The sequence below is a fragment of the Candidimonas nitroreducens genome, from assembly GCF_002209565.1.
Lineage (GTDB): Bacteria > Pseudomonadota > Gammaproteobacteria > Burkholderiales > Burkholderiaceae_B > Candidimonas > Candidimonas nitroreducens.
The window spans coordinates 1-23293 of sequence record NZ_NJIH01000016.1 but is presented as its reverse complement, the minus strand read 5'-3'; the positions used below and the strand labels follow the sequence as shown (position 1 = coordinate 23293).

Genomic DNA, 23293 nt, shown 5'->3' with positions numbered 1-23293 from the left:
TCCCATGACATACGCCTATGCCTACGTCGGCTCGCGCACCACGCGCGAACGAAACGCCCGGGGTGCGGGCATTAGCGCCTACGCCTACGATGCCGCAACGGGCGCCCTGAAGCTGGCTCATGTAAAGAGCAGCCTGACCAACCCGTCCTATCTTGCCGTCAACCGCCGCGGCGATCGCCTCTACACCGTGCATGGCGACGGCAATGCCGTGAGCGTGCTGTCGATCGAGGCAGGCAGCGGGGCCTTACGCCAGCTGCAGTATCGGGAGTGTGCCGGACGCAACCTGGTACATCTGGCCCTGAGCCCGCAGGAACGCTTTCTGGCGGTCGCCGACCACCTCGGCAATAACGGCGGAACCATCATCGTGTTTCCGCTGCGCGGCGACGGCACGCTCGACCCGGCGTCGGAACAGATCGGCCTGCCGGGCGACCCGGGCCCGCATCGCACCGAGCAGCCGCACGCAAAACCGCACGCGACGTCCTTTACGCCTGACGGCCGTTTTTTGATCGTGCCCGACAAGGGCCTGGATCGTGTTTTCTCTTTGCAAGCCACACACAGCGGCCTGGATCGGTCATCCCTGACATGGGCCCAGGCCCGCGAAGCCTCGGGGCCGCGCCACGTGGCCTTGCATCCAACCGCGCCCTATGCTTATGTAATCAACGAACTGGACTCGACCATTGTCACGCATCGCATCAACCCGGAATCAGGAGCCATGACGCCCCTGCAGGTACTGTCTTCCCTGCCCGACACATATACCGGCAACAACCGCGCGGCCGGAATAACCGTATCCGCCGACGGGCATACGCTCTACGCCTCCAACCGCGGCCACGACAGCATCACGGTCTTTCGCATCGACCGGGACACGGGGTTCCTGGCATATGCACAAAGCATTTCCAGCCAGGGTGCCAAGCCGCGCCATTTCACGCTGTCGCCCGATGGCGCGTGGCTCTATGCCCTGAACGAAGACAGCGACAGTATTGCCCTTTTTGCCGTGGATAAAACGACCGGCCTGCTGAGCGGGCGCGGCGTGGCGGCGGCCTGCGGCAGCCCGGTCTGCATGGTCTTCGCGGCTTGCTGACGGCAAGGCCCGGCGCAGGAAAAGCAGACACGGCGAGGGTGCCATAAAATCTGTCGGATCATGGCCAAGAACACCTTCCCCCTTACCGCAGTCCAGGCGCGTGTCGCACGTGAAATTCTCTCGCTCGTAAGGCGGGAGAATCGGCCGGCCGGCTCGGCCATGCCCGAAGTGACGCTGGCGAAAGAAGTCGGCACATCCAGAACCCCGGTGCAGGTTGCCTTGCGCTACCTCGCCAGCCGGGGCGTGGTGCGCCAGGAGGCCAACCACCGCTATGTACTGGCCCGCAATGCCAGTGAATTGGCAAAGGCGGTGCCCGAGCTTTTCGAGGAGCCCGACGATCCGCTTTATCTGCACATCGCAGAAGCCCGGCAAGCCGGCGATCTGCCCGAAGACGTTACCGAAGCCGAACTGATGCGCCGCTTCGGCGTGGTGCGCAGCACGCTGCGCAAAACGCTGGCGCGTATTTCCGAAGAAGGCTGGATCGAACAGCGCGTGGGCAGTGGATGGTCATTCCTGCCCCTGATCGATTCGTCCAAGGGCTACGAAGAAAGCTACCTGTTTCGCCAGTCCATCGAGCCCATGGGCATACTCAGCCCGTGGTTTCATGCCGAGCGAGACGCGCTGGCCGAGCTCAAGCGCGAGCAGCAGTTCATTGCAGACGGCGGGTTCCGCAGCATGTCGGCCATCGAGCTGTTCGAAGCCAACAGCCGCTTCCATGAGGGATTGGCCGCCTGGTCGGGCAACCGATTCATCGCGCAGTCGGTGCGCCGGCTCAACCAGCTGCGCCGCCTGGTCGAATACCGCCAGGCCGCGGTACAGCGTTCGGCGCGGCGCGGCCAAGCCGGCGAGCACCTGCAAATACTCGATGCCATCGAGCGGCAAGACCTGATCGAAGCCGCCGGCTTGATGCGCAAGCATCTGGAACAGGCCAGACGCTCCAAGGTATTTTCTGAAGATATATTTGCGGACAGCGCGTCGTTGCCGGGCTGACCGGAAGTATTGGATGTGCGGCCCAGGCTTGACCGGCATCCAAAGTACTTAATATACTAAAATTTTATTAATTAACTATATACCAGCTAAGTAATGGGCAACCTGGCGCTACACTTGCAGAAGATGGAGGCCAGCCTGAGCCTCGCCTCTCGCAGCGTAGCGGATTTCCCGTTGCACGACGCGGCGCTGGCCGGTTGGCTGAATCTGGTCGCGGGCGGGCTTACCGACTTGTCGGACGAGACGCTGGGCCCGTACGGCATGCATCAAAGCGACTTTCGTGCTTTGATGTATCTGTTCGTCAATGCCGACGGCCCCGTTTTTCCGAACGAGCTGTCGGCCTACCTGGCGCAGACTCCGGCCAACATCACCCGCATCGCCAACCTGCTGGTCAAACGCCGCCTGGCGCTGCGCACTCATAGTACTGAAGACCGGCGCCGGGTCGAATTAAGAATCACGCATGATGGCCGTCAATTCGTTCTCAAGCTTTTGCCCACATTCTTTCCGCCGCTGCGCAAGGCGTTTTCCTGCTTCAGCGCCACAGACAAGCGCGAGCTGCGACGCCTGTTGCAGCGACTTGCCGAATCGATGGATACCGTGATTGGTTCCTGATAACAGACACAACACCTCCGGCCGCCGAATGCCGCCAGTCACTCTGGCACGGGTTCCAGGCGGCCGGGCACAAACGATGTCATCGCCCCCCATGAAAAACTTTGTTCTGCGCACTGCGCCCTGGTGCCTGGCGCTGCTGTTGACGGCCTGCGGTAAAGGCGAGAATCAGGCTCCGCCGTCGGCGCCGCCGCTGGTCGGCGTGGTAGCCGCGCAGCCGGAAAATGCCCCGCTCTTCAAGAATCTGGTGGGCCGCCTGTCCGCGTACCGCAGCGCCGACGTGAATGCTCGGGTCGCGGGCGTGCTGCTCAAGCGCGCCTACGTCGAGGGCAGCGAGGTCAAGAAGGGCCAGCTGCTGTTCGAGATCGATCCGGCTCCGCTGAAGGCGGCGCTGGCCAGCGCCAAGGCGCAGCTGGCGAAAGACCAGGCGATTCTGGGCCAGGCGCGGGCGGACTTCGTCCGCTACCAGAAGCTGTACCGGCAAAAGTCGATCGCCGAACAGGTCTATACCGACCAGAAATTCCTGGTGGCGCAAAACGAAGCGACGGTGAAGGCCGACGAGGCCGCCGTGCAAACGGCAAGCATCAATCTGGGCTATGCCTACGTCACCTCGCCCATAGACGGCCGCGCCGGCCAGCAGCAGGTCACCGAAGGCGCGCTGGTGGGCCAGGGCTCGGCAACCCTGCTGACGACGGTCAGCCAGCTGGATCCGCTGTACGTCAACTTCACCATCGGCGTGAACGACCTCAACGAGTTGCAGACGGCCGCCGCACGCGGCGATATCCAGCTCGCCCAACCCAACAAGACCACGGTCGAAGTCACACTGCCGGACGGTACCCCCTACCCCGAGCCTGGCACGGTAGACTTTTCCGCACCCACGGTCGACCCGGCCACGGGCTCCATCAGTCTGCGCGCACTGTTGCCGAATCCGAAGTTCAGGCTGCTGCCGGGCACTTACGTCAACCTGAAAATGGCACTGGGCACACGCCACAATGCGTTCCTGGTTCCCCAAGCCGCCGTGCAGCGCGACATTACGGGCAATTACGTGCTGATAGTCGGCAAGGACGGCAAGGTTACGCACCGCAACGTGGGCACCGATGGTACGCAAGGAGTCGACTGGGTGGTGACGTCGGGCCTGAAGGCGGGCGAGCAGGTAATCGTTTCGGGCTTGCAGGCGGTACAGATAGGCGCGCCGGCCAAGACAGAACCCTGGCAGCCGCCGGAATCGACCGCCGAGACCACGGGCGCATCCGCCTCATCCGCCACGGCCTCCGACGCCAAGTAACAGGATTTCGCCATGTCGAATTTCTTTATCGACCGGCCCATTTTTGCGTGGGTGATCGCGATCCTGATCACGCTGGGCGGGGTGCTTGCCATCGACAACCTCGGCGTACAGTCGTACCCGAACATCGCGCCGCCGCAAGTCTCGATCGTCGCCAAATACCCCGGAGCCAGCGCCAGCACGGCCGAAGGCTCGGTGACCGAGGTGATCGAGCAGCAGCTTACCGGTATCGACAATCTGCTGTACTTCAGCTCGTCCACGGCCTCCAATGGCCGGGTGGCGATCACCCTGACTTTCAAGCCCGGCACCGACCCCGACGTTGCCGCGGTGCAGACGCAGAACCAGGTCGCGCGGGCCGAACGCCTCTTGCCCCCAGCCGTGCTTACCCAGGGGATCGTGGTCGCCAAGGCCAACCCCGACACGCTGATGGCCATCGCACTGAGATCGAGCAACCCCGCCATAGGCCGGGATCGCCTGAACGACATCGTCGCCTCGCAGGTGTTGAACCCGATTTCGCGCATATCCGGCGTGGGCACCACGCGCCAATTCGGCGCCGAATACGCCATGCGGATCTGGCTCAATCCGACGAAAATGCATGGCTACGGCATCTCGGCCACCGACGTGATCAATGCGCTGGACGCGCAAAACATCCAGGTGGCGGCCGGCTCGCTGGGCGCGGATCCGGCGGTAAAGGGCTGGGGCTTCACCGCCAACGTGGCCGGCGAAGGCCTTTTTGCAACGCCGGAACAGTTTCTCGGCATCATCCTGCGCGCCAACAGCGATGGCACCGTGGTCAAGCTCGGGGATATCGCGACCGCCGACTTCGGGCCGCAAAGCTACGGCTTCGACACCCTGTACGACGGCAAGCCGGTGGGCGCCTTCGCGATCCAGACCCTGCCCGGAGCCAACGGCCTGGCCGTCGCCAAGGCGGTGCGCGCCGAGATGGCCAAGCTGAGTGTGGGCTTTCCCGAAGGGGTGACCTGGTCGGTTCCCTACGACACCACGACCTTCATCAATATTTCGATCCACGACGTGCTGACCACGCTGGTCGAGGCGCTGATACTGGTGTTCCTGGTGATGCTGGTGTTCCTGCAGAACTTCCGCGCCACCATCATCCCGGCCATCGTCATTCCGGTGGCCCTGCTGGGGGCGTTCATCGGCATGGACGCGCTCGGGTTCACCATCAACCAGCTCAGCCTGTTCGGCATGGTGATGGCCATAGGCATCGTGGTGGACGATGCCATCGTGGTGCTGGAAAACATCGAACGCATCATGACCGAGCAGGGCCTGTCGCCCAAGGAAGCCGCGCGCCAGGGCATGAAAGAGATCTCCGGCGCCGTGGTTGCCATCACCGCCGTGCTGCTGGCGGTGTTCGTGCCTTCGGCGCTGCAGTCGGGCTCCACCGGCATCATCTACCGCCAGTTCGCCCTGACCATCGCGGTGTCGATGTTCTTCTCGGCCTTCCTGGCCCTGACCTTCACACCGGCGCTTTGCGCAAAGTACCTCAAGCCGGAACACGAGCGCAAAAAGAATATCCTGTTCCGCAAATTCAACGATTTCTTCGGCTGGACGCACAACACCTACATCGGGCACATAAGCCATGCCGTACGCCACGCGCCGCGCTGGATGATGGTGTTCGCGCTAGTGGTGGTGATGTCCGGTTTCCTGTATGTGAAGCTGCCGGGCAGCTTCCTGCCGCAGGAAGACCAGGGCTACCTGCTGGCCATGGTGCAGTTGCCCCCGGGCGCCACCAAGCAGCGCAGCGAAGCAGTAATGGATCAGGTGTGGAACACGCTGCACAAGGAGCCCGAGATCGAGCACGTGATGCAGATCGTCGGCTTCAGCCCGGTGGGTTCCGGCGAAAACAACGGCATGGCGTTCATACAGCTGACCGACTGGGACAATCGCGAGCTCTCGGCGCATCAGTTGATCCCCAAGCTCAATGCCCTGCTGCACCAGAAGATCCGCGACGCGTCCATTGTGGTCGTCAACCTGCCCACGGTGCACGGCCTGGGGCAGTTCGGCGGCTTCGACATGTTCCTGGAAGACGTAGGTGGCCTGGGCCGCACCGCGCTCGACCAGGCGCTCGCCACGACACAGGACAAGGCCAAGCAAGACAAGGTATTGGTCAATGTGCGGGCCAATCAGCTGCCGCCCGCGCCGCAGCTGGATTTCAAGATCGACCGCGTGCAGGCGGCCTCGATGGGGCTTTCGGCAACCGACGTGGCCAATGCGGCCAGCCTGATGCTGGCCCCCACCCAGATCGGCCAGATGTTCGCCGAGGGGCGCGTCAAGTCCGTGATGCTGCAGGCAGCCGCGCCCTACCGCATGAGCCGCGCGGCCTTCAGCGACTTCTACACGCCCAGCAGCACGCAGAAAAATGCGGACGGCACGCCGGCCATGATCCCGATTTCCAGCGTCCTCAAGAGCCAGTGGGATCTGGTCTCGCCGTCGCTGACGCGCTTCAACGGCAATCCGGCCATCGAGGTCGTGGGCGATGCGGCCCCCGGCTACACCTCGGGCCAGGCCATGGACTCCATGCAGAAAATCGTGGCACGCGATCTGCCGCATGGCTTCGGCTTCGACTGGGCCGGCGAGTCGTTCCAGGAAGTGGCCTCCAGCAGCGGCGCTCCCATGCTGATGGCCTTGTCCATACTGGTGGTGTTCCTGGCGCTGGCCGCCCTGTATGAAAGCTGGTCGGTGCCCGTCGCGGTGCTGCTGATCGTGCCGCTGACGCTGCTGGGCACCGTCCTGTTCACCATGGGGCGCGGCCTTGCCAACGACGTGTACTTCAAGATCGGCCTGGTGACCGTCATCGGCCTGGCGGCCAAGAACGCCATCCTGATCATCGAGTACGCCGTCGCGGCCCAGGCGGAAGGCAAGACCCTGCGCGAGGCGGTTCTGACCGCGGCGCGGCTGCGCTTCCGCCCCATTCTGATGACCTCGTTCGCCTTCATTCTTGGCGTGTTTCCGCTCTTCATCTCCACCGGCGCAGGCGCCAACGCGCGCCATGCCATCGGCACCGGCGTAATCGGCGGCATGCTGTTCGCCACAATTTTCGGGCTGTTGCTGATTCCGGTGTTCTACGTGATCGTGCGGCGAATAGCGGGCGACAAGCTGGACAAGGCCAAGGCGGCAGCGGAAAAACCACCCACACAAACGTGATGCACTCTTAACTAACCCGTAGGTGGGCTTGCGCAGCAACTTTTTCCCACTTCTTGATTTCCGACTCGATGAATGCCGTAAACTCCTGCGGCGACCTGATGTCGATCGAGTTGCCCGTTCGCTCCAACGGTTCGATCACGTCGGGGCGCAGCAATACTGCCTTTGTTGCTTCGAACAGCCGATCGCGGATGGCTGCCGGAAGCCCGGCTGGTGCCGACAGGCCTGTCCACGAGACGGCTTCGAAGCCCGGATAGCCGGACTCGGCAACGGTGGGAATGTCGGGGAACAATAAGCTGCGCTTTGCCCCCGTCGTGGCCAGTATCCGCAGTTTTCCTGCTTGCACTTGAGGCTTGAGCGTGTCGGCAACCATCACAAGCACAGGGATCTGGCCGCCGATGACATCTATAGCCGCCTGGGCGGCTCCCTTATAGGGAATGTGTTGTATCTGCAGGCCGGCCTGCTGCTTGAGCAGTTCGACAGCCAGGTTGCCCGACGAACCGGTGCCGGGACTGGCGTAGTTGTATTTATTCGGGTTTCGCTTGATGAGATCGACCAGCTGTGCCAGAGTCTTGGCAGGGAAACTCGGGTTGACGGCAATCGCGTTCGGACTCGATGTAACGCTTGTTATGTGTGTGAAGTCTTGCACCGGGTCATAGGGCATGGGATGGTACAGCGCAACGTTGGCGGCATGCGTGCCGACCCCGGACATGACAAGCGTGTAGCCGTCGGGCCGGGCATGTGCGACGAAAGCCGATCCGATATTGCCGCTTGCTCCGGCCCGATTTTCGACGATGACGGACTGCTTTAATTGTTCCGCCAGCGCGCGGGCAAGTACACGCGCGGTGATATCCGTCGTGCCCCCGGGCGGAAACGGAACCACGAGCTTGATGGGCCTGTCCGGCCATGGCGCATCGGCACGGGAAACGGAAAGGTGGCCGGCCGAAACGGCGAACAGAGCCACGCCGGCGGCAAATCTGCGTCGTTTCGGATTCGGCAAAGCGTTGGTGTCAAATGTCTGCATGGTGTCTCCGTAGCGGTGATTTTTCCCAGATTGCGAGGGGCATGCGGCCTGCTCCGGTATTTCGAAGCTCTCTATACTTCCCAGTTCTCCACGACCCATGGCTCGAGCTGCTTAGGCAGCAGTTCAACGCCCAAGCCCGGGCCGTCGGGCAGCGCCGCCATTCCATTCGCCCCCACAGGCACGCCGCAGAGATCGATCAAGGGGTTTCCGGTGACGTCGTACTCCACAAAAGGGTAATCAGCCCAAGCCCCGCTCTTTCGAACGGGTTGCGCTGCCGCCATTTGCAGAGAAGCGTAGAAATTGATTGCAGTGCCGAACATGTGAGGCATGACCGGAACGTCACGCGCTTCGGCCAAGGCTGCTACCTTGCGATACCCGGTGTAGCCTCCACAAACGCCGAGGTCGGGCTGCAATATGGCCACAGCGCCAGTACGAAGAAGAGCATCGAATCCAGCGAGACTTCCTATGGCTTCGCCTCCTGAGATCGAGCAAGCGGTTGCGCCAGCGGTTGCCTGATAGCCCGCCAGGCTTTCAGGAGGCACGGGCTCTTCAATCCACAACGGTCGCGCCGGCTCCATGAGCTTGGCAGCAAGACGAGCGGCCGAGGGGGTGTAGCCCTGGTTGATGTCAATCATGAAATCCGCATCGCTGCCTATTAATTCGCGGACTGCGAGCGCCATCTCGGCGTCGGCCCGCGGCGTTACACCGGCCCGAGGCTTGATCGCTTTGAAGCCGCGCGCGAGCAAAGTTTCGATTTCCTGCAGATAAGCCCCGTAGGGCTCAGCACCTTCACGGATAAATGGCCCGCTGGCGTAACAAGGCACTTCGTGGCGTACTACGCCGCCCAAAAGCTGGGCGATGCTCACGCCGAGCGCACGGGCGGCAAGATCGTGCAGAGCCAGATCAAGAGCCGAGATCGCCATCATCGACGGGCCTCGCTTGTCATAACCCAAGCGCGCAATCAGGTCGGCATGGATGGCGCCGTGATCCAGGGGAGACCGTCCCTGGATCAATCCCGCAAAATCCCGGCGAATTATTGCCGCCGCAGCCCAAGGCGAGGAGAACACTTCGCCCCACCCCACGAAACCGGCATCGGTTCGAATTTCAAGCGCAAGGAACTCTCGCTTCCTGATAAAAGTGCGGGCATTGCCGAGAGGGATCCGAGGCGAGTACGCGAGGTGGTAGCCGTGGATTTGCGTGACTTTCAAGATGACACCGTAAGTACGAGCAGGTGACGCATAGTGTGGCCGGCGCGTATCATACGGTCAAATAAATATTTGGCGCTATATCATATGAAAAACATTATGCGGCCACGGGAAATGGAACTCTTTGCCGCGATCTGTCGCACCGGATCCGTTACCCAGGCGGCCGCTTCTACGGGGTTGTCGCAACCTGGGGCAAGTGCCATGCTCAAAGAACTGGAGGCTCGCTTAAACACACCGCTGTTTTCGCGTCGGTGGCGACGCCTGGAGCTGACTGTGGCAGGACGAGCCCTCTTGCCAGAGGTCACGCATGCACTAGCGGCGCTGGATGCGGTCGATAAATTGGCACAAAGCGTAGGGCATCGGCACGGACAACGGCTTATCCTCGGCACGGTATCAGCCACGGGGGCGAGCCTCCTGCCATCCGCGCTGCGAGAACTGCAATTGGCGGATCCGGATCTCGCAGTCGTCGTCCGTGTGGGCACAGCGGCAGATGTCATAGAAATGGCCATCCAGCAGCGCATCGACCTCGGAGTCGTGCTGGGCTCAGGCGCACACGAGCATTTGGGCTTTGAAAAGATTGCAGAGCTTGGCTTGGTCTGCGTCGTAAGACCGGATCATGCGTGGGCCCGGCGGGCTTCAGTCAGCGTCGACGACCTCGTCGCCACCCCATATATCGGACATAGCCGCCATCTTCCGGTGGGCGCATTAACCTCCCAGGCAGTAGAAGCAGCGGGCAACATCTGGAAGCCGGCGATTGAAGTGATGCAGTTTTCGGTCGCGTGTGCACTGACCCATGCCGGTTGCGGCCCAGCCGTGCTCGAGGCCGCGACCGGCGAATACGCACGGCGGCTTGGCCTCGTGCCGATCCCGCTATGGACGGAGCAGACCTTATCGCTAAGCTTAGTGTGGCCCTTGGCTAGAGGAATGAGTGGAGGCGCCAGATTCGTGAAAGACGCATTGACGCAAGCAGCCGCCAATTTGCCCAACACGCTACTTTAAGCAAGAGGCCAAAGCAGAACACATACCGGCTGCAAACTCAGCATGGCATTTGCGCCGCCCATCTGACCAGAAGGGCTGTCCTCTCAGCCAAACCTCTTGCGCATCAGCGCATTCTGAAGCGTTATGCCGCGGCGGACTGGAAAGCCTCGCTCAACGACCTGGAATCCATGAAGCGTGAAAAAAGGCTCGGCAGTCTTGCTTACGTTCGACGTGAGTTCCGTCAAACCCAGGGATCCGGCTTCTTCGTGAATACGAGTCATCAGTCGTGTCCCGACGCCTTGTCGCGGATGAGAGCCGGACACAAAGAAATGGTCGATGTAGCCATTAGCTTGAACGTCCGCATAGCCTATGACCTCATTGCCAAGCACCGCAACGAAGGGCTGGATTGCCTGCATTCGACTGGCCCACAAGCCCATATCGAAGTCGGCCGGCGCCCAGGCATCGACCTGCTCGCGCGAATAATCGCGCGCGGCAAGCTCATGGATGGCCGTGAAGAACACGCGAAACAGCGCAACCTCGTCACCAGGCTCGAATCTACGAATTTCCACAGACCCTCTTAACGTAACAGGCTGAATCCCGGCCCCGTATGCCATATCCGACCCATCGGCAAGCACCCTCATGAAAGCCGATTGCGCGGCGCGTCCGCCTTCGAGGTCACATGCCCCCAAACCCTCCCTCTTCTAGGATGCAGGCGCGCGGCAGCGGCCTGCCGGCAGGGCTCAGGATTGCTGCGGCTCTTTACCGGAGGCCGCCGCGGGGCGGCCGGCTTCCGCTGCCAGTTTTGTCGTGAACACTTTCAGCGCTTCGATGACGGGCATCAACCCGCGCCACAAGGATTCGTCCTTGCTCATGCGATAGAGGCCGACCAGCCCCGGAGCCGCGGCGGCACCGTTCCCGGGCGGATGCCCGACCAGATATTGCAGGCCGTCGCCCAGCGCCAGCGCCAGGCTGCGGAGCTGCTCGGGCTCGATGCGCGACCACAGGGTAGTCAAGACAAGCAACAGGTTGTGCAGCGCTTTCTTGAGTTCTTCGTCGTTCAGGTAGTCGCCGGCGATTTCGCTCAGCATGGGTGCCCACTGGGCCTGTGTGGTCACGGCGTCGCGGGCCAGGCGCAGCAGCCCCTGCTGATGCAGGGCCTGCAGCAGGGCCGCGGTTTCTACAAGCGCCGGCACGGCGCGACGCAAGCCTTGGATTTCGGCGGACTCGCTGACGATATCGCCGAGCGCGGGCATCCACTGCGAGTGCGACGCGGCCAAGTCATTGGCCAGGCGCAGCAAGCCCTGCTCGTGCAAGGTCTGCAGCAGGGTATTCAACTCATCGTGGGCGCTGGGGGTTGCGGGGTTGACGGAAGGTGTGGCCATGATAAGTCTCCGCTGCCGGTTGCGATTGGGTGCGCCGCGCGCGCAAATATGCAAGTGCGGCGAGTGCAGGCAGCCGCAGCCATGCACGGGCAGGCATGGCGCGGCAGGTCTGGCGCATCAGGGCTGGATCGCCGGCAGCGCTTTGGGGAATTCGCGCTCGGCATGCCAGTCGGGGCCGGGACGGCCCTGCACCATGTCCCAGTACATCTTGGGCAGCAGGGTCGTCTTCATCCACCAGTAAGTGCGCCGCGGCACGCGCGGATCCGCCGGAAAGCTGGGGGTGATTTTGCCGCCATAGACGAACTCGGCCAGCATCATCTTGCCTTTCGAAGTCGTGAGCGGGCAGGATGCATAGCCGTCGTAAACCTGTGCCGGCTCTTCGCCGTCGATGACGGCGAGCAAGTTGGGAACCAGCACCCGCGACTGGGCGCGCACCGCGGCCGCCGTTTTGCTGTTGGGCGTCGAAGTGCAATCGCCCAGGCCGAAGACATTGGCGTACTTGTCGTGACGCAGCGTGCCGGCGTTTACCGCGACCCACCCTGCCTCGTTGGCCAGCGGGCTGGTCTTGATGAAATCGGGCGGCGACTGGGGCGGCACGACATGGATCATGTCGAAGTCGACCGCGACCCGCTTCTTGTCGTCCCCCACCTCGAAAATGGCCTTTTTATGCGGGCCGTCGACCGCGACCAGATTGTGCTTGTAGTCCGGCGCCGCGCCGTAATAGGCCATTACCTGATCCAGCGCCTCGGAATAAAACGGCACGCCGAACATGGCGTTGCCGGCGGTGCAGAAATGCACGTCGGCCTTGATGCCATTGCGGCGGAAATGATCGGCCGCCAGATAGAGGATTTTCTGCGGCGCGCCCGCGCACTTGATGGGGGTGGCCGGATAAGTGAACAAAGCCTTCCCGCCCCGGAAATTGCGGATGCACTCCCAGGTATAGGGCGCCAGCTCGAAGCTGTAGTTGCTGGTGACGCCGTTCTTGCCCAGCGTTGCTTCCAGGCCTTCGATTTTGCCCCAATCGAGCTGTATGCCGGCCGCTGTCACCAGATAGTCATAGCCGACGGTGCTGCCGTCTTCCAGGGTCACCTGGTTGTGATCAGGCTCGAAGGTGGCGACACGCTGTTTTATCCAGTGGGCCTGGCGGGGCATGCAATCGGCCTCGGCCCTTTGCGTTGCATCGATGTCGTAGGCACCCCCGCCGACCAGCGTCCAGGCCGGCTGGTAATAGTGCGATTCACTGGGTTCGATGACGGCAATGTCGAGCCCGGGCCGCTGGTTCAGCGCGGCGCTTGCCACCGATAGCCCGCCCGCACCGCCGCCCACGATCACGATCTGGTGCTTTCGTTGACCTGCATTCGCCGCCATATTCGCCTCCGTATCCTGAATGTATTGTCCACAAAGAATTTATCACTTGCTACTTTCTATAGCAAATTTTATTATAAGCTTATAGCCAAAAAATATATGTAGAGAACGACCTTCTGAGGCATGCCATGCTGTTTCGCCAATTTTTCGACGGTGTTTCAAGCACTTATACCTACCTGCTCGCCAGCGCGCCGGGCCGCGAGGCCGTGCTCATCGACCCGGTAAAGGAACAGGTCGAACAGTACCTGACCGCCATCGGGCAACTGGGGCTGCGCCTCGTGAAGGCCATCGACACGCATACACATGCAGACCATATTACTGCGCTGGGCGATTTGCGCGACCAGACCCGCTGCATATCCATCATGGGCGAGTACACCCAGGCGGATTGCGTCTCGTACCGCGTCAGCGACGGCGAGATCCTCGATACGGACGGCATCAGGCTGCGGGCGCTGTACACGCCCGGGCACACCAACGAATCGTTCAGCTTCGTGCTTGCGCCGGAAGCCCCCCGGGCCGTATTCAGCGGCGACGTGCTGATGATCCGCGGCACCGGCCGCACCGACTTCCAGAACGGCGATCCCGGCAAGTCCTGGGACTCCATCACCCAGACACTGTTTGCCCTGCCCGACGAGACTGCCCTGTATCCGGCGCACGACTACAAGGGCTGGACATCCTCCAGCATCGGCGAGGAGCGCCGCTACAACCCGCGCCTGGCCGGCAAGACGCGCGAGCAATACATCGAGATCATGAACAATCTCAAGCTGCCGAACCCGAAGATGATGGACGTGGCCATCCCGGCCAATCTGGGTTGCGGGCTCGATGCGCCGCAGGGCAAACGAGGCTGAGCGATGATTACCCAATTACTGACGGTTTTCTGCGGCAGCCTGGTGGGGTTTTCGCTTGCGCTGACGGGCGGCGGCGGCTCTACACTGGCAATACCGCTGCTGCTGTACGTCGTGGGCCTGCACGACATGCACATGGCAATCGGCACCAGCGCGCTGGCGGTTTCGCTCAATGCCTACATCAACCTGATACCCCACGCCAGAGAAGGCCACGTGCGCTGGCGCGCGGGCATCATTTTCACGATAGCCGGCATCATCGGGGCGTTCGTGGGTTCCGAAATCGGCAAGGTGGTCAACGGCCAGGCGCTGCAGGCGCTGTTCGCGGTACTGGTGATCGTGGTGGCGCTGCTGATGCTGCGCGGGCGCAAGGCATCCTCACACCGGCCCGGCGGCCAGGCCATCAAATATCTCGATGGACGCCTGGGCGGCGTCGGCTACGGCGCCGGCGCCGTGGCCGGTTTTTTCGGAGTCGGCGGCGGCTTCATGGTCGTACCGGGGCTGATGCTGGCGGCGCGCATGGAAATCATCGACGCCATCGGCACTTCGCTGCTGGGCGTCGGCAGCTTCGGCCTGGCCACCGCGCTGAACTATGCGCGTTCGGGCCTCATCAACTGGGCGCTTGCCGGCGAGTTCCTGCTGGGCGGCATCGCCGGCGGCTGGATAGGCGCCATGCTGGCGCAGCGCCTGGCGGTGAAGCATGGCGTGCTCAACTGGATTTTTTCCACCCTGCTGATCACCATCGGGATATACATGCTGGCCAAGACCGTGCATCTGTAATACGGTGCCGCCCGCTTTGCCAGCGCCGCCGGGGGGATCGTGCCTGAAACCCCCATTGCTTCAGGCTGAAGCCGGCTATTCGTCCACGTGTATGTGATTCTTGGTGATCACTTTCGCCCAGCGCGACTGATCCGCCCGAATCAATTCCGCCATCTGGGCCGGGCTGTCCAAAGCGGGCTGCGAGCCGATCTGGTTCAGACTGCGCGCCATATCGGGATCGGACAACGCGCGGGACATGGCCGCGTGGACGGCCTGCACGGTTTTAGCCGGCATGTGGGCCGGGCCCAGCACGCCGAACCAGCTCACCCCGTCGACGCCCTTGTAGCCTTGCTCGGCGATGGTCGGAATATTGGGCGCCAAAGGATTGCGTTTCGTTCCGACCAGCCCCAACGCCTTGACCTTGCCGCCTTTGAGCATGGGCAGCGCCGCAGGCAGGTCGACAAACACGCCGGCGATCTGGCCGCCCATCACATCACTGAGCGCCGGCGCGACCCCCTTGTACGGCACGTGCACGAAATTCCCGTGCGTCGCTTCCTTCATCAATTCCATATACAAATGCGTGATGTTGCCAACGCCGGCCGAACCGATGGCCACGGGGCTCTTGGATCGATCCGCATAGGCGACGAACTCGCGCATATTATTGGCCGGCAGCTGCTTGCCCACCAACAGCGCGGTACCGTTGGCCACCACGCGTCCGATCGGGGTCAGGTCTTTCAATGGGTCGTAACGCAAATGCTTGTAGAGCACCGGACTGATGGTCAGCATTCCCGAGGTGGCAAACAACAGCGTCGCGCCGTCGGGCTTGGCCCTGGCCACGGCATCCAGGCCAATCTCGCCATTCGCGCCGGGCCGGTTGTCGACGAACACCGTCGCGTGCAATTGCGGGCCCAGACGCTGGGCCAGCTTTCTTGCGATGAGATCGGCCGGCCCGCCTGGCGAAAACGGCACGATCATCCGGATTTGCGAGGGTTGTGACTGGGCGGCGGCACCCGTGGCCACACTCGCGCCCAGGGCCGCACAGAAGGCAAACGGCAGCAGGCGCAGGGCGGCAAAGCGGTAGAAAATGCGGGGCTTCATAAACGCTCCTTGGAAGCAGCTACACAGTGAATGCCGGCTAGAAATGCCGGCTACGCTCAGGCCGCGCGGCGCACGACGCCCACGCCCGGCCCGTCCGGGACATAAAGATAGCCGTCCTTGACCGTCAGCCCTTCGAACGGATCGTTCAGCAGCTTCTGGAATTCGGCCAGTTCGCAGGCATAAGTAATATTGGGCAGCGCCACGGCCAAATGCAGGGCATGAGCGGCCAGCAGCTGGCTTCCGACGTTGGCGCCCATCCGGCATCCCAGATGCGCCACCTCGCACACCCGGGCCGCCGTCTGCACCGCACGCAGCCCGCCCATCTTGGGCACTTTCAGGCTCACGGCGTTGATCGAACGAGAGGCCGCCAAGCGATAGGTCGACCCGGCATCGTAGGCGCTCTCGTCGGCCTCTATGGCAATGCTGGAAGCACGCGTGACATCCTGCAGCCCGCCCAGATCATCGGCTTTTACCGGCTGCTCGATGATGTCCACATCAAACTCGACCGCCCGCTGCGCAAAGACAATGGCATCCTTGGCGTGATACGACTGATTGGGATCGGCCACCAGCCGCACGCCGTCTCCCACTTGCCGCCGCACCGCACGCAGGCGCTCGATGTCTTCATGCACGCTGCCTCCCACCTTGAGCTTCAAGTGGCGATAGCCCTGATCCACCAGACGCTGCGCACGCTCGGCCATCTCGGGCGGGGTCTTCAGCCCCAGCATGCGGCAGATCGCGATTCTGTCGGTGACCTTGCCGCCCAACAGCTCGTACAGCGGCACGCCCAGCAGGCGCGCCTTCAGGTCGTGCAAGGCGCAATCGATGGCGGACTTGGCCGGGTTATTGCCTACCAATGCGGCATGCACACGCTTCAGATTGGCCTCAATCCCCATGGCGTCCTGCCCCACCAGCGCGGGGCAGATGCGCTGCAGCGCCCCTTCCACGCCCAACGCAGTCGCCGCCAAATGGGGAAAGGCCGCGGCATAACCCCAGCCCTGCGTGCCGTCTTCGGCCGTCAAAGTCAGAAGGCAGGCATCGTTGGTCGGATAGGCCTGGCCCGCGAACTTCCAATTGGGATCCTCGTCGGGCAGGCTCACGTGCTCGATTGCGAAGGCAGTAATCTTCAAGAGAAGCTCCGGCTGGATTAGGACGCGACCATTCTATAGTCGCGCCCGCAGCGCAACCATTCGCATTCGGGCGACAGGCCAAACCAAATGGTTATAGACTGGTGGCGCATCTTCTACTGCCGGAGCACGTCCCATGGAAGCCGACCGATCAATAGAGCGTGTGCTGACTACGCAGGTCAAGCTGCGCCATCTGCTCATGTTCAAGACCGTGACCGAATGCGGCGCGTTGTCCCGCGCAGCGGAGACCTTGCACATGTCGCAGCCGGCCGTCTCCAAGACCATCCATGAACTGGAAACCTTGCTGGGGGAACGGCTGCTCGAGCGCACCGTCAAGGGCGTCGTGCCCACGATGTTCGGCAGCCACGTGCTGCGCTACGCGCGGTCGCTGCATGCCGACCTGAAGCGTGCCGCCGAGGAGCTGACCGCACTGCGCCACGGCTGTCTCGGCAGGCTCGCGATGGGCAGCTACATGGTGGCGCTGCCGGCCCTGTTGCCCAAGGCCCTGTCGCTGTTCATCGCCAGCGGCGACGCCACGCGGGTTTCGGTGGTCGACGGCAACAAAGAGCGGCTGCTGAGCGGCTTGCAGGCAGGGGAAATCGACATTGTCGTCGGCCGCATGTCCGAGCAGGACGGCAACGAACAGATCCGCCAGATTCCACTGTATTTCGAGCCTATCGTGCTGGTGGCCGGACGGCAGAATCCACTGGTAAGCAAACCCGCCCCCAGTCCCGCGGATCTGGCCGCGCAGGAATGGATCATGCCCCATGCAAGCAGCGTCGCCCGCACTCCCATCCATCTGTTCTTCTCGCGCGAAGGGCTGGATCTGCCCCACCGCGTCGTCGAAACCTTGTCGTTCCCGTTGATACGCGCCCTGCTCCTACAGCGCGATATGGTCGCCGCGCTGCCTTGGCAGATCGTACAGGCCGACGTCGAGCAGGGCACGCTGATCAAACTGCCCGTGGACATCGGCTACCCCGCCTTACCAGTGGGAGTCATCACCCATGCGCGCAACAAGCTGTCGGCGGCCGGGCTGCGCATGGTGGAAAGCCTCAAGCAGGCGGCCGGCGAGCTATACCACCAGCCGATCATCCGATAAAGCCGCCCCGCACACCGCTGCGGCTACGGTATCGCTACACCGGGCCTGCGTGGCCCAGACTACCCAGCATCGCCGCGCGGTGAACCGATCAGTTGCCCTCGGCCGTGGCCGGCGCCGCCGCGGGATTCCATTGGCCGCGCCGCATGTGCGAGATTTTTACGCTTTTAAACAGGCCCGCCTTGCGAAACGGCTCGTCGCGAGAAAACGCCTCGGCCTCGGCGAGGCTGCCCATGTTTAGAATCAGCACGCTGCCGGTGCGCTTGACGCCATCCTCGGCCAACAAGGCTCCGCCCAGCACCAGCTTGGACTCGAAGCTCGCGAGGTAGGCCAGGTGCGCCGGCTTGATCTGCTTGCGGATCTCCGCCGCTCCCTCGTCGCGATCTTCCTGATAAATGATGTATAGCATGACGGCTCCTTTCCAAAACAGCCATGATACGTTCCACCCCGCCACGCCCCTATTCCCGTTTGGCTCGTAATTCCAACCAAACAGTTATGCCCACGGCCCAAAAAATCACCCCGCGCCGATGGCTTGCACGCGAGAATGCAATTTTCCATCCCCATTGGGAGTTCGCTATGTCCGATTCCATCGAGACCCGCTTGTCGGCGCTGGGCATCACCCTGCCGCCGGCCCCGGCACCCCGGGCCGCGCGCATAAGCATGGCGCGCAAGCTGGGCAATCTGTTATTCGTATCCGGCCAATTGCCCAGCTCGGGCGGCGAGCTGCGCCACGTGGGCCGAGTGGGCGACACCATGGATCTGGCCGAAGCGCAGGCCGCCGCCCGCGCCAGCGCCCTGAACGTGCTGGCCCAGGCCCGCGCCGCACTGCCGGGGGGGCTGGACGACATCGTGTCCGTAGTGAACCTGCGCGGCTTCGTCGCCGCCACCCCCGATTTCACCCGTGTGGCGGAGGTCGTCAACGGGGCATCCGACCTGATGGTGGAAGTGTTTGGAGCAGCCGGCGCCCACACCCGCACGGCGGTGGGCGTAGCCAGCATGCCGCACGGCGTGGTGGTGGAGATCGAGGCCATGTTCGAGGTCAGATAAAACGCGCAGCCGTAACACCATCCGGCCGGCGGCTCCCGAGCCAGGCGGGCCCAAGGGCTCGGGCGCATCCGCGGCACACAACAATAAAATCAAACACTTGCGGAAACCCGCTCTTTCAGGCCCAAGCCGGCGTTGACACCCTGTTGCGGGCTATCATAAAAGAGGAAGTGACTCGGCCCTGCTGGCTGGCGTGGCCGGGCTCGCGCTGCCGCCGCCCATCCTCAACAAAAAAACCACCCAAGAAACTCGATGATACGCACGCTACCTGTGTGGCTTATGCCAGTAACGGCAATCTTTACCCTACAGACCATTTCATCATTTTTGAACCGGCTCATCCCCATCATCGCGCCAGCGATGTCCGCAGAGTTCGGCTGGAGCGGCAGCTCCATCGGCTACCTGGCCGCGAGCAGCTCATTGGGTGGCCTGGCCATGCTGGTCGTGGGTTCCTCGACGCTCAAACGGATAGGCGGGATGCGCACCTTGCAGCTGACTTTGGTGCTGGGCACGATCTGCATGGTGTTCTTTCTTTATCCGAGCGTCGGCATCGCCTTGGCGGTGTGCTTCACGATGGGCTTGTGCAACGGCGCCGCAAACCCGGCCGGCAGCGAAATCCTGCAGCGCTTCTCCCCGCCCGGCATGCGCAACCTGATGTTCTCCATCAAGCAGGCGGGAGTGCCTCTGGGCGGCGTGATAGCGGGGCTCTTCGTGCCTCTGGCGGTGGCCGCGGCCGGGTGGCGTGCCGCCCTTCTGGCTTGCGCACTCCTCGTGCTGCTGCCCACCCTGCTTACCTGGCGGCTCAGCGCCAACCTCGACGAGAGGCCGGCGAGCAAGGGGCGCACCCATCTCTTGCCGACATGGCAGTCGCTGCGCACGCTCAGCGAGCCGCTGGCATCGCTGATGCTCCAGCCTGGCCTGCTGCGCATATCCATCGTAGGCAGCCTGTTCGGCATATCCCAAAGCTGCTGGTTCACCTTCACGGTGATCTATCTGGTCGACGAACTGGGCTATTCCCTCGGTCTGGCCGGCATGGTGTTCGCGGTAATGCAAGCCGGCGGAGTGATAGGCCGCATCGTATTGGGGTGGCTGTCCGACCATTTGCGGTCGGCCACCGCGGCCCTGTCCATCGCAGCGATTCTCTCGGCCGCGACGACGGCGCTTCTGGGTTTGACCAATCCCCATTGGCCGCTGTGGGCCGTCATTGTTCTGGCGTTTGTGGCGGGCAGTTCGGCGGCAAGCTGGAACGGCGTGCAGATAGCCGAAGTCGCACGGCGGTCGCCGCCAAAATTGATCTCGGACACGGCCGCGGGCGCCAGCATATTGGTCAACGTGACCAACATACTGGCGCCCACGGCTTTCGCAGCCTTCATCGCGGTCAGCGGCCGCTACGATTACGCCTTCTACTGCCTGGGCGCATGCTCGCTGCTGGTGCTCGTTTTCCTGCCGCGCGACGCGGGCAAAAATCGCAAGGCGGTGGCTTCTGCCGACAGCTGAGCATCGCTTGGCGTTCTTTATTGTCGACGAACTGCATGCCTTCGTCGGTACGGATCGCGGCAAACAACTCCAATCCCTCATACACCGCATCGAACATATATTGGGGATTGGGTTCTACTGGATACGCTTCTGCGCAAGGCATATGGCTGTCTTCAAGACAGTGAACGTACCGCGAGACGACGCGGGTAGCGGTTCCCCAATACGCTTCGCACCAATCGCCTTGCCTTGCACCCGCTTGCCTTTTACTTTTACTGACTTCTGCGCATCGGCGCCACTAGTCGTTTCCACGACATAGCGGACGACCGTGCTGGCCTGGCATCAGCACGGGCAGAAGTACGTTTCAGGACTTTGGCGCTCATAGCTGTGTTCTCGCACATTCCGGCCTGAATGCAGGAATTGGGGGCTTTCCTTCAAAGAGGCTTCGAGCCCCACCCAAAATGTAACAAATCCTTCCGCCCCACTTGAAGAAATCGCCTCCATCCTTATAATTAGCACTCGAAGGGGATGAGTGCTAACAGTCACGTACCCCTCGTTCCAATCTGGTTTCCAACTATCTATACAACAGGAGTTCCTCCATGGCACTGCGTCCTTTGCACGATCGCGTGATCGTCAAGCGTTTGGACAACGAGCGCACCACCGCGTCGGGCATCGTGATCCCCGACAGCGCCGCCGAAAAGCCCGACCAGGGTGAAGTCATTTCTGTCGGCCCCGGCAAGAAGACTGAAGACGGCAAAGTGCTGCCGGTCGATGTGAAAGCTGGCGACAAGGTTCTGTTCGGCAAGTACGCCGGCCAGGCCGTGAAGGTGGACGGTGAAGAACTGCTCGTCATCCGCGAAGAAGAAATTCTCGCCGTGATCCAGTAATTACACGAATCAAGCAAGGAATCTGACAAATGGCTGCTAAGCAAGTATTTTTCGGCGACGACGCGCGCGTGCGCATCGTGCGCGGCGTGAACATTCTGGCTAACGCCGTCAAGACCACTCTGGGCCCCAAAGGCCGCAATGTGGTTCTGGAGCGTTCGTTCGGCGCCCCCACCGTCACCAAGGACGGTGTCTCGGTCGCCAAGGAAATCGAACTGAAGGACAAGTTCGAGAACATCGGCGCCCAGCTGGTCAAGGAAGTGGCTTCCAAGACCTCGGACAACGCCGGCGACGGCACCACGACCGCCACCGTGCTGGCCCAGGCCGTGGTTGAAGAAGGCCTGAAGTACGTGGCCGCCGGCATCAACCCCATGGATCTGAAGCGCGGTATCGACAAGGCTGTTGCCGCCGCCGTGGAAGAGCTGAAGAAGCTGTCCAAGCCCTGCACCACCAGCAAGGAAATCGCCCAGGTCGGCTCGATCTCGGCCAACAGCGACAGCTCGATCGGCGAAATCATCGCCAACGCGATGGACAAAGTCGGCAAGGAAGGCGTCATCACCGTCGAAGACGGCAAGTCGCTGGACAATGAACTGGACGTCGTGGAAGGCATGCAGTTCGACCGCGGCTACCTGTCGCCCTACTTCATCAACAACCCCGACAAGCAAGTCTCGGCCCTGGAAGATCCGTATGTCCTGATCTACGACAAGAAGATCAGCAACATCCGCGACCTGCTGCCCGTGCTCGAGCAAGTTGCCAAGTCCAGCCGTCCGCTGCTGATCATCGCCGAAGACGTCGAGGGCGAAGCCCTGGCGACCCTGGTGGTGAACAACATCCGCGGCATCCTGAAGACCACCGCCGTCAAGGCTCCTGGCTTCGGCGACCGCCGCAAGGCCATGCTGGAAGACATCGCCATCCTGACCGGCGGCAATGTCATCTCGGAAGAAACCGGCATGTCGCTGGAAAAGGCTACGCTGGAAGATCTGGGCCAGGCCAAGCGCGTTGAAATCGCCAAGGAAAACACCACGATCATCGACGGCGCTGGCGACAGCAAGTCGATCGAAGCCCGCGTCAAGCAAGTGCGTGTGCAGATCGAGGAAGCCACTTCCGACTACGACCGTGAAAAGCTGCAAGAACGCGTGGCCAAGCTGGCCGGCGGCGTTGCGGTGATCCGCGTCGGTGCCGCGACCGAAGTCGAAATGAAGGAAAAGAAGGCTCGTGTGGAAGATGCGCTGCACGCCACCCGCGCTGCCGTGGAAGAAGGTATTGTCCCCGGCGGCGGCGTTGCGCTGATCCGCGCCAAGGCCGCGGTTGCCAAGGTCAAGGGCGACAACGCCGACCAGGACGCTGGCATCAAGCTGGTTCTGCGTGCGGTCGAAGCTCCCCTGCGCACCATCGTGGCCAATGCCGGCGATGAGCCCAGCGTGGTGGTCAATGCCGTGGCCAACGGCAAGGGCAACTACGGCTTCAACGCGGCCACCGGCGAGTACGGCGACCTGGTCGAGCAAGGCGTGCTGGATCCCACCAAGGTGACCCGCACCGCGCTGCAGAACGCTGCTTCCGTAGCCAGCCTGCTGCTGACGACCGAAGCCGCCGTGGCTGAAATCGTCGAAGACAAGCCCGCTGCTCCGGCCATGCCGGACATGGGCGGCATGGGTGGCATGGGCGGCTTCTAAGCAGCCCGCCGCGCCGGCCCTCGGGCCGGTGCACTGCCCATCCAGGAAAATCCCGGCTTCGTGCCGGGATTTTTTTTGCCGCCGGGCCGCCCCAAGGCAAAAAGCGCCCCCTTGGGGGATGAGCCCGGACATGGCACAGTCCCTGCGGACTGTGCCATGCCTGGCGAATCCGAGCGGCATGCAGGCCGCGAGGTGGGCGAGCCCGGACATGGCACAGTCCCTGCGGACTGTGCC

The 23293-nt window shown here is 62.5% G+C and carries 21 protein-coding genes; 13 read left to right on the top strand and 8 right to left on the bottom strand.

Annotated elements, in window-relative coordinates; translation table 11 throughout:
- Nucleotides 1-4: 4 nt before the first annotated feature.
- From CEY11_RS22800 to CEY11_RS22780, 5 genes are all read left to right on the top strand, one after another.
- Nucleotides 5-1078, top strand: coding sequence for a lactonase family protein (locus CEY11_RS22800; protein ID WP_088605735.1), 1074 nt, complete (start codon nt 5-7; stop codon nt 1076-1078).
- Between the two features lie 60 nt (nt 1079-1138).
- A complete protein-coding gene (locus tag CEY11_RS22795; RefSeq protein WP_088605734.1) occupies nt 1139-2068 on the top strand; it encodes a GntR family transcriptional regulator in 930 nt (309 codons plus the stop codon).
- A 93-nt stretch (nt 2069-2161) separates the two neighbouring features.
- Nucleotides 2162-2677 carry a MarR family winged helix-turn-helix transcriptional regulator gene (locus tag CEY11_RS22790; protein WP_088605733.1) on the top strand — a complete coding sequence of 172 codons (516 nt, stop codon included), beginning with the start codon at nt 2162-2164 and terminating at the stop codon, nt 2675-2677.
- Nucleotides 2678-2768: 91 nt separating this feature from the next.
- A complete protein-coding gene (locus CEY11_RS22785; protein WP_088605732.1) occupies nt 2769-3959 on the top strand; it encodes an efflux RND transporter periplasmic adaptor subunit in 1191 nt (396 codons plus the stop codon).
- 12 nt (nt 3960-3971) lie between these two features.
- Entirely contained in the window at nt 3972-7121 is a 3150-nt protein-coding gene (locus tag CEY11_RS22780) for a multidrug efflux RND transporter permease subunit (protein ID WP_088605731.1), read from the top strand.
- Between the two features lie 7 nt (nt 7122-7128).
- Here CEY11_RS22780 and CEY11_RS22775 read toward each other — a convergent pair whose 3' ends face one another.
- Complete coding sequence (locus CEY11_RS22775) at nt 7129-8241, bottom strand: Bug family tripartite tricarboxylate transporter substrate binding protein (RefSeq protein WP_233155033.1); 1113 nt, start codon at nt 8239-8241, stop codon at nt 7129-7131.
- Nucleotides 8214-9350: a mandelate racemase/muconate lactonizing enzyme family protein gene (locus CEY11_RS22770; protein WP_088605729.1), complete on the bottom strand. Its 1137-nt coding sequence runs from the start codon at nt 9348-9350 to the stop codon at nt 8214-8216. The genes CEY11_RS22775 and CEY11_RS22770 overlap by 28 nt, the downstream gene beginning before the upstream one ends.
- Before the next feature lie 84 nt (nt 9351-9434).
- Between CEY11_RS22770 and CEY11_RS22765 the strand changes: the two genes are divergently transcribed.
- Nucleotides 9435-10346: a LysR family transcriptional regulator gene (locus CEY11_RS22765; protein WP_088605728.1), complete on the top strand. Its 912-nt coding sequence runs from the start codon at nt 9435-9437 to the stop codon at nt 10344-10346.
- A gap of 83 nt (nt 10347-10429) precedes the next feature.
- Here the strand turns inward: CEY11_RS22765 and CEY11_RS22760 are convergent, their stop codons facing one another.
- The 3 genes from CEY11_RS22760 to CEY11_RS22750 form a co-directional block, all read right to left on the bottom strand.
- On the bottom strand, nt 10430-10894 hold the full coding sequence (locus CEY11_RS22760) for a GNAT family N-acetyltransferase (RefSeq protein WP_088605803.1): 465 nt from the start codon (nt 10892-10894) through the stop codon (nt 10430-10432).
- Nucleotides 10895-11065: 171 nt separating this feature from the next.
- Nucleotides 11066-11707 (bottom strand): DUF1641 domain-containing protein, encoded by a 642-nt coding sequence (locus CEY11_RS22755; protein WP_143323035.1) that lies wholly within the window; start codon nt 11705-11707, stop codon nt 11066-11068.
- 117 nt (nt 11708-11824) lie between these two features.
- The gene (locus tag CEY11_RS22750) at nt 11825-13075 is read right to left on the bottom strand and encodes an NAD(P)/FAD-dependent oxidoreductase (protein WP_088605726.1); all 1251 of its coding nucleotides are present in this window, start codon (nt 13073-13075) and stop codon (nt 11825-11827) included.
- Between the two features lie 125 nt (nt 13076-13200).
- Here CEY11_RS22750 and CEY11_RS22745 point away from each other — a divergent pair, with 125 nt between their 5' ends.
- Together CEY11_RS22745 and CEY11_RS22740 are read left to right on the top strand one after the other, a co-directional pair.
- Entirely contained in the window at nt 13201-13917 is a 717-nt protein-coding gene (locus CEY11_RS22745; RefSeq protein WP_088605725.1) for an MBL fold metallo-hydrolase, read from the top strand.
- A 3-nt stretch (nt 13918-13920) separates the two neighbouring features.
- A complete protein-coding gene (locus tag CEY11_RS22740; protein WP_088605724.1) occupies nt 13921-14691 on the top strand; it encodes a sulfite exporter TauE/SafE family protein in 771 nt (256 codons plus the stop codon).
- Nucleotides 14692-14766: 75 nt separating this feature from the next.
- Here CEY11_RS22740 and CEY11_RS22735 read toward each other — a convergent pair whose 3' ends face one another.
- A complete protein-coding gene (locus CEY11_RS22735) occupies nt 14767-15768 on the bottom strand; it encodes a Bug family tripartite tricarboxylate transporter substrate binding protein (RefSeq protein WP_088605723.1) in 1002 nt (333 codons plus the stop codon).
- 56 nt (nt 15769-15824) lie between these two features.
- The gene (locus CEY11_RS22730) at nt 15825-16895 is read right to left on the bottom strand and encodes a mandelate racemase/muconate lactonizing enzyme family protein (protein WP_088605722.1); all 1071 of its coding nucleotides are present in this window, start codon (nt 16893-16895) and stop codon (nt 15825-15827) included.
- 133 nt (nt 16896-17028) lie between these two features.
- Here CEY11_RS22730 and CEY11_RS22725 point away from each other — a divergent pair, with 133 nt between their 5' ends.
- Entirely contained in the window at nt 17029-17991 is a 963-nt protein-coding gene (locus tag CEY11_RS22725; protein WP_088605721.1) for a LysR substrate-binding domain-containing protein, read from the top strand.
- 88 nt (nt 17992-18079) lie between these two features.
- Here the strand turns inward: CEY11_RS22725 and CEY11_RS22720 are convergent, their stop codons facing one another.
- Nucleotides 18080-18397: a YciI family protein gene (locus CEY11_RS22720; RefSeq protein WP_088605720.1), complete on the bottom strand. Its 318-nt coding sequence runs from the start codon at nt 18395-18397 to the stop codon at nt 18080-18082.
- Between the two features lie 167 nt (nt 18398-18564).
- Here CEY11_RS22720 and CEY11_RS22715 point away from each other — a divergent pair, with 167 nt between their 5' ends.
- The 4 genes from CEY11_RS22715 (at nt 18565) to groL (ending at nt 23059) form a co-directional block, all read left to right on the top strand.
- Nucleotides 18565-19035 carry a RidA family protein gene (locus tag CEY11_RS22715; protein WP_088605719.1) on the top strand — a complete coding sequence of 157 codons (471 nt, stop codon included), beginning with the start codon at nt 18565-18567 and terminating at the stop codon, nt 19033-19035.
- Nucleotides 19036-19284: 249 nt separating this feature from the next.
- Nucleotides 19285-20526: an MFS transporter gene (locus CEY11_RS22710; protein WP_088605718.1), complete on the top strand. Its 1242-nt coding sequence runs from the start codon at nt 19285-19287 to the stop codon at nt 20524-20526.
- Nucleotides 20527-21101: 575 nt separating this feature from the next.
- Nucleotides 21102-21389 carry a co-chaperone GroES gene (locus CEY11_RS22700; RefSeq protein WP_088605716.1) on the top strand — a complete coding sequence of 96 codons (288 nt, stop codon included), beginning with the start codon at nt 21102-21104 and terminating at the stop codon, nt 21387-21389.
- Between the two features lie 29 nt (nt 21390-21418).
- Nucleotides 21419-23059: a chaperonin GroEL gene (gene groL / locus CEY11_RS22695; RefSeq protein ID WP_088605715.1), complete on the top strand. Its 1641-nt coding sequence runs from the start codon at nt 21419-21421 to the stop codon at nt 23057-23059.
- Nucleotides 23060-23293 lie beyond the last annotated feature (234 nt).

Coding starts and splice junctions, on each gene's coding strand:
- CEY11_RS22710 (WP_088605718.1), top strand. CDS start 19,285: ATGATACGCACGCTACCTGTGTGGCTTATGCCAGTAACGGCAATCTTT.
- CEY11_RS22700 (WP_088605716.1), top strand. CDS start 21,102: ATGGCACTGCGTCCTTTGCACGATCGCGTGATCGTCAAGCGTTTGGAC.
- CEY11_RS22715 (WP_088605719.1), top strand. CDS start 18,565: ATGTCCGATTCCATCGAGACCCGCTTGTCGGCGCTGGGCATCACCCTG.
- CEY11_RS22775 (WP_233155033.1), bottom strand. CDS start 8,241: ATGGGTCGTGGAGAACTGGGAAGTATAGAGAGCTTCGAAATACCGGAG.
- CEY11_RS22745 (WP_088605725.1), top strand. CDS start 13,201: ATGCTGTTTCGCCAATTTTTCGACGGTGTTTCAAGCACTTATACCTAC.
- CEY11_RS22765 (WP_088605728.1), top strand. CDS start 9,435: ATGAAAAACATTATGCGGCCACGGGAAATGGAACTCTTTGCCGCGATC.
- CEY11_RS22720 (WP_088605720.1), bottom strand. CDS start 18,397: ATGCTATACATCATTTATCAGGAAGATCGCGACGAGGGAGCGGCGGAG.
- CEY11_RS22780 (WP_088605731.1), top strand. CDS start 3,972: ATGTCGAATTTCTTTATCGACCGGCCCATTTTTGCGTGGGTGATCGCG.
- CEY11_RS22740 (WP_088605724.1), top strand. CDS start 13,921: ATGATTACCCAATTACTGACGGTTTTCTGCGGCAGCCTGGTGGGGTTT.
- CEY11_RS22750 (WP_088605726.1), bottom strand. CDS start 13,075: ATGGCGGCGAATGCAGGTCAACGAAAGCACCAGATCGTGATCGTGGGC.
- CEY11_RS22725 (WP_088605721.1), top strand. CDS start 17,029: ATGGAAGCCGACCGATCAATAGAGCGTGTGCTGACTACGCAGGTCAAG.
- CEY11_RS22785 (WP_088605732.1), top strand. CDS start 2,769: ATGAAAAACTTTGTTCTGCGCACTGCGCCCTGGTGCCTGGCGCTGCTG.
- CEY11_RS22755 (WP_143323035.1), bottom strand. CDS start 11,707: ATGGCCACACCTTCCGTCAACCCCGCAACCCCCAGCGCCCACGATGAG.
- CEY11_RS22790 (WP_088605733.1), top strand. CDS start 2,162: ATGGGCAACCTGGCGCTACACTTGCAGAAGATGGAGGCCAGCCTGAGC.
- CEY11_RS22795 (WP_088605734.1), top strand. CDS start 1,139: ATGGCCAAGAACACCTTCCCCCTTACCGCAGTCCAGGCGCGTGTCGCA.
- CEY11_RS22735 (WP_088605723.1), bottom strand. CDS start 15,768: ATGAAGCCCCGCATTTTCTACCGCTTTGCCGCCCTGCGCCTGCTGCCG.
- groL (WP_088605715.1), top strand. CDS start 21,419: ATGGCTGCTAAGCAAGTATTTTTCGGCGACGACGCGCGCGTGCGCATC.
- CEY11_RS22800 (WP_088605735.1), top strand. CDS start 5: ATGACATACGCCTATGCCTACGTCGGCTCGCGCACCACGCGCGAACGA.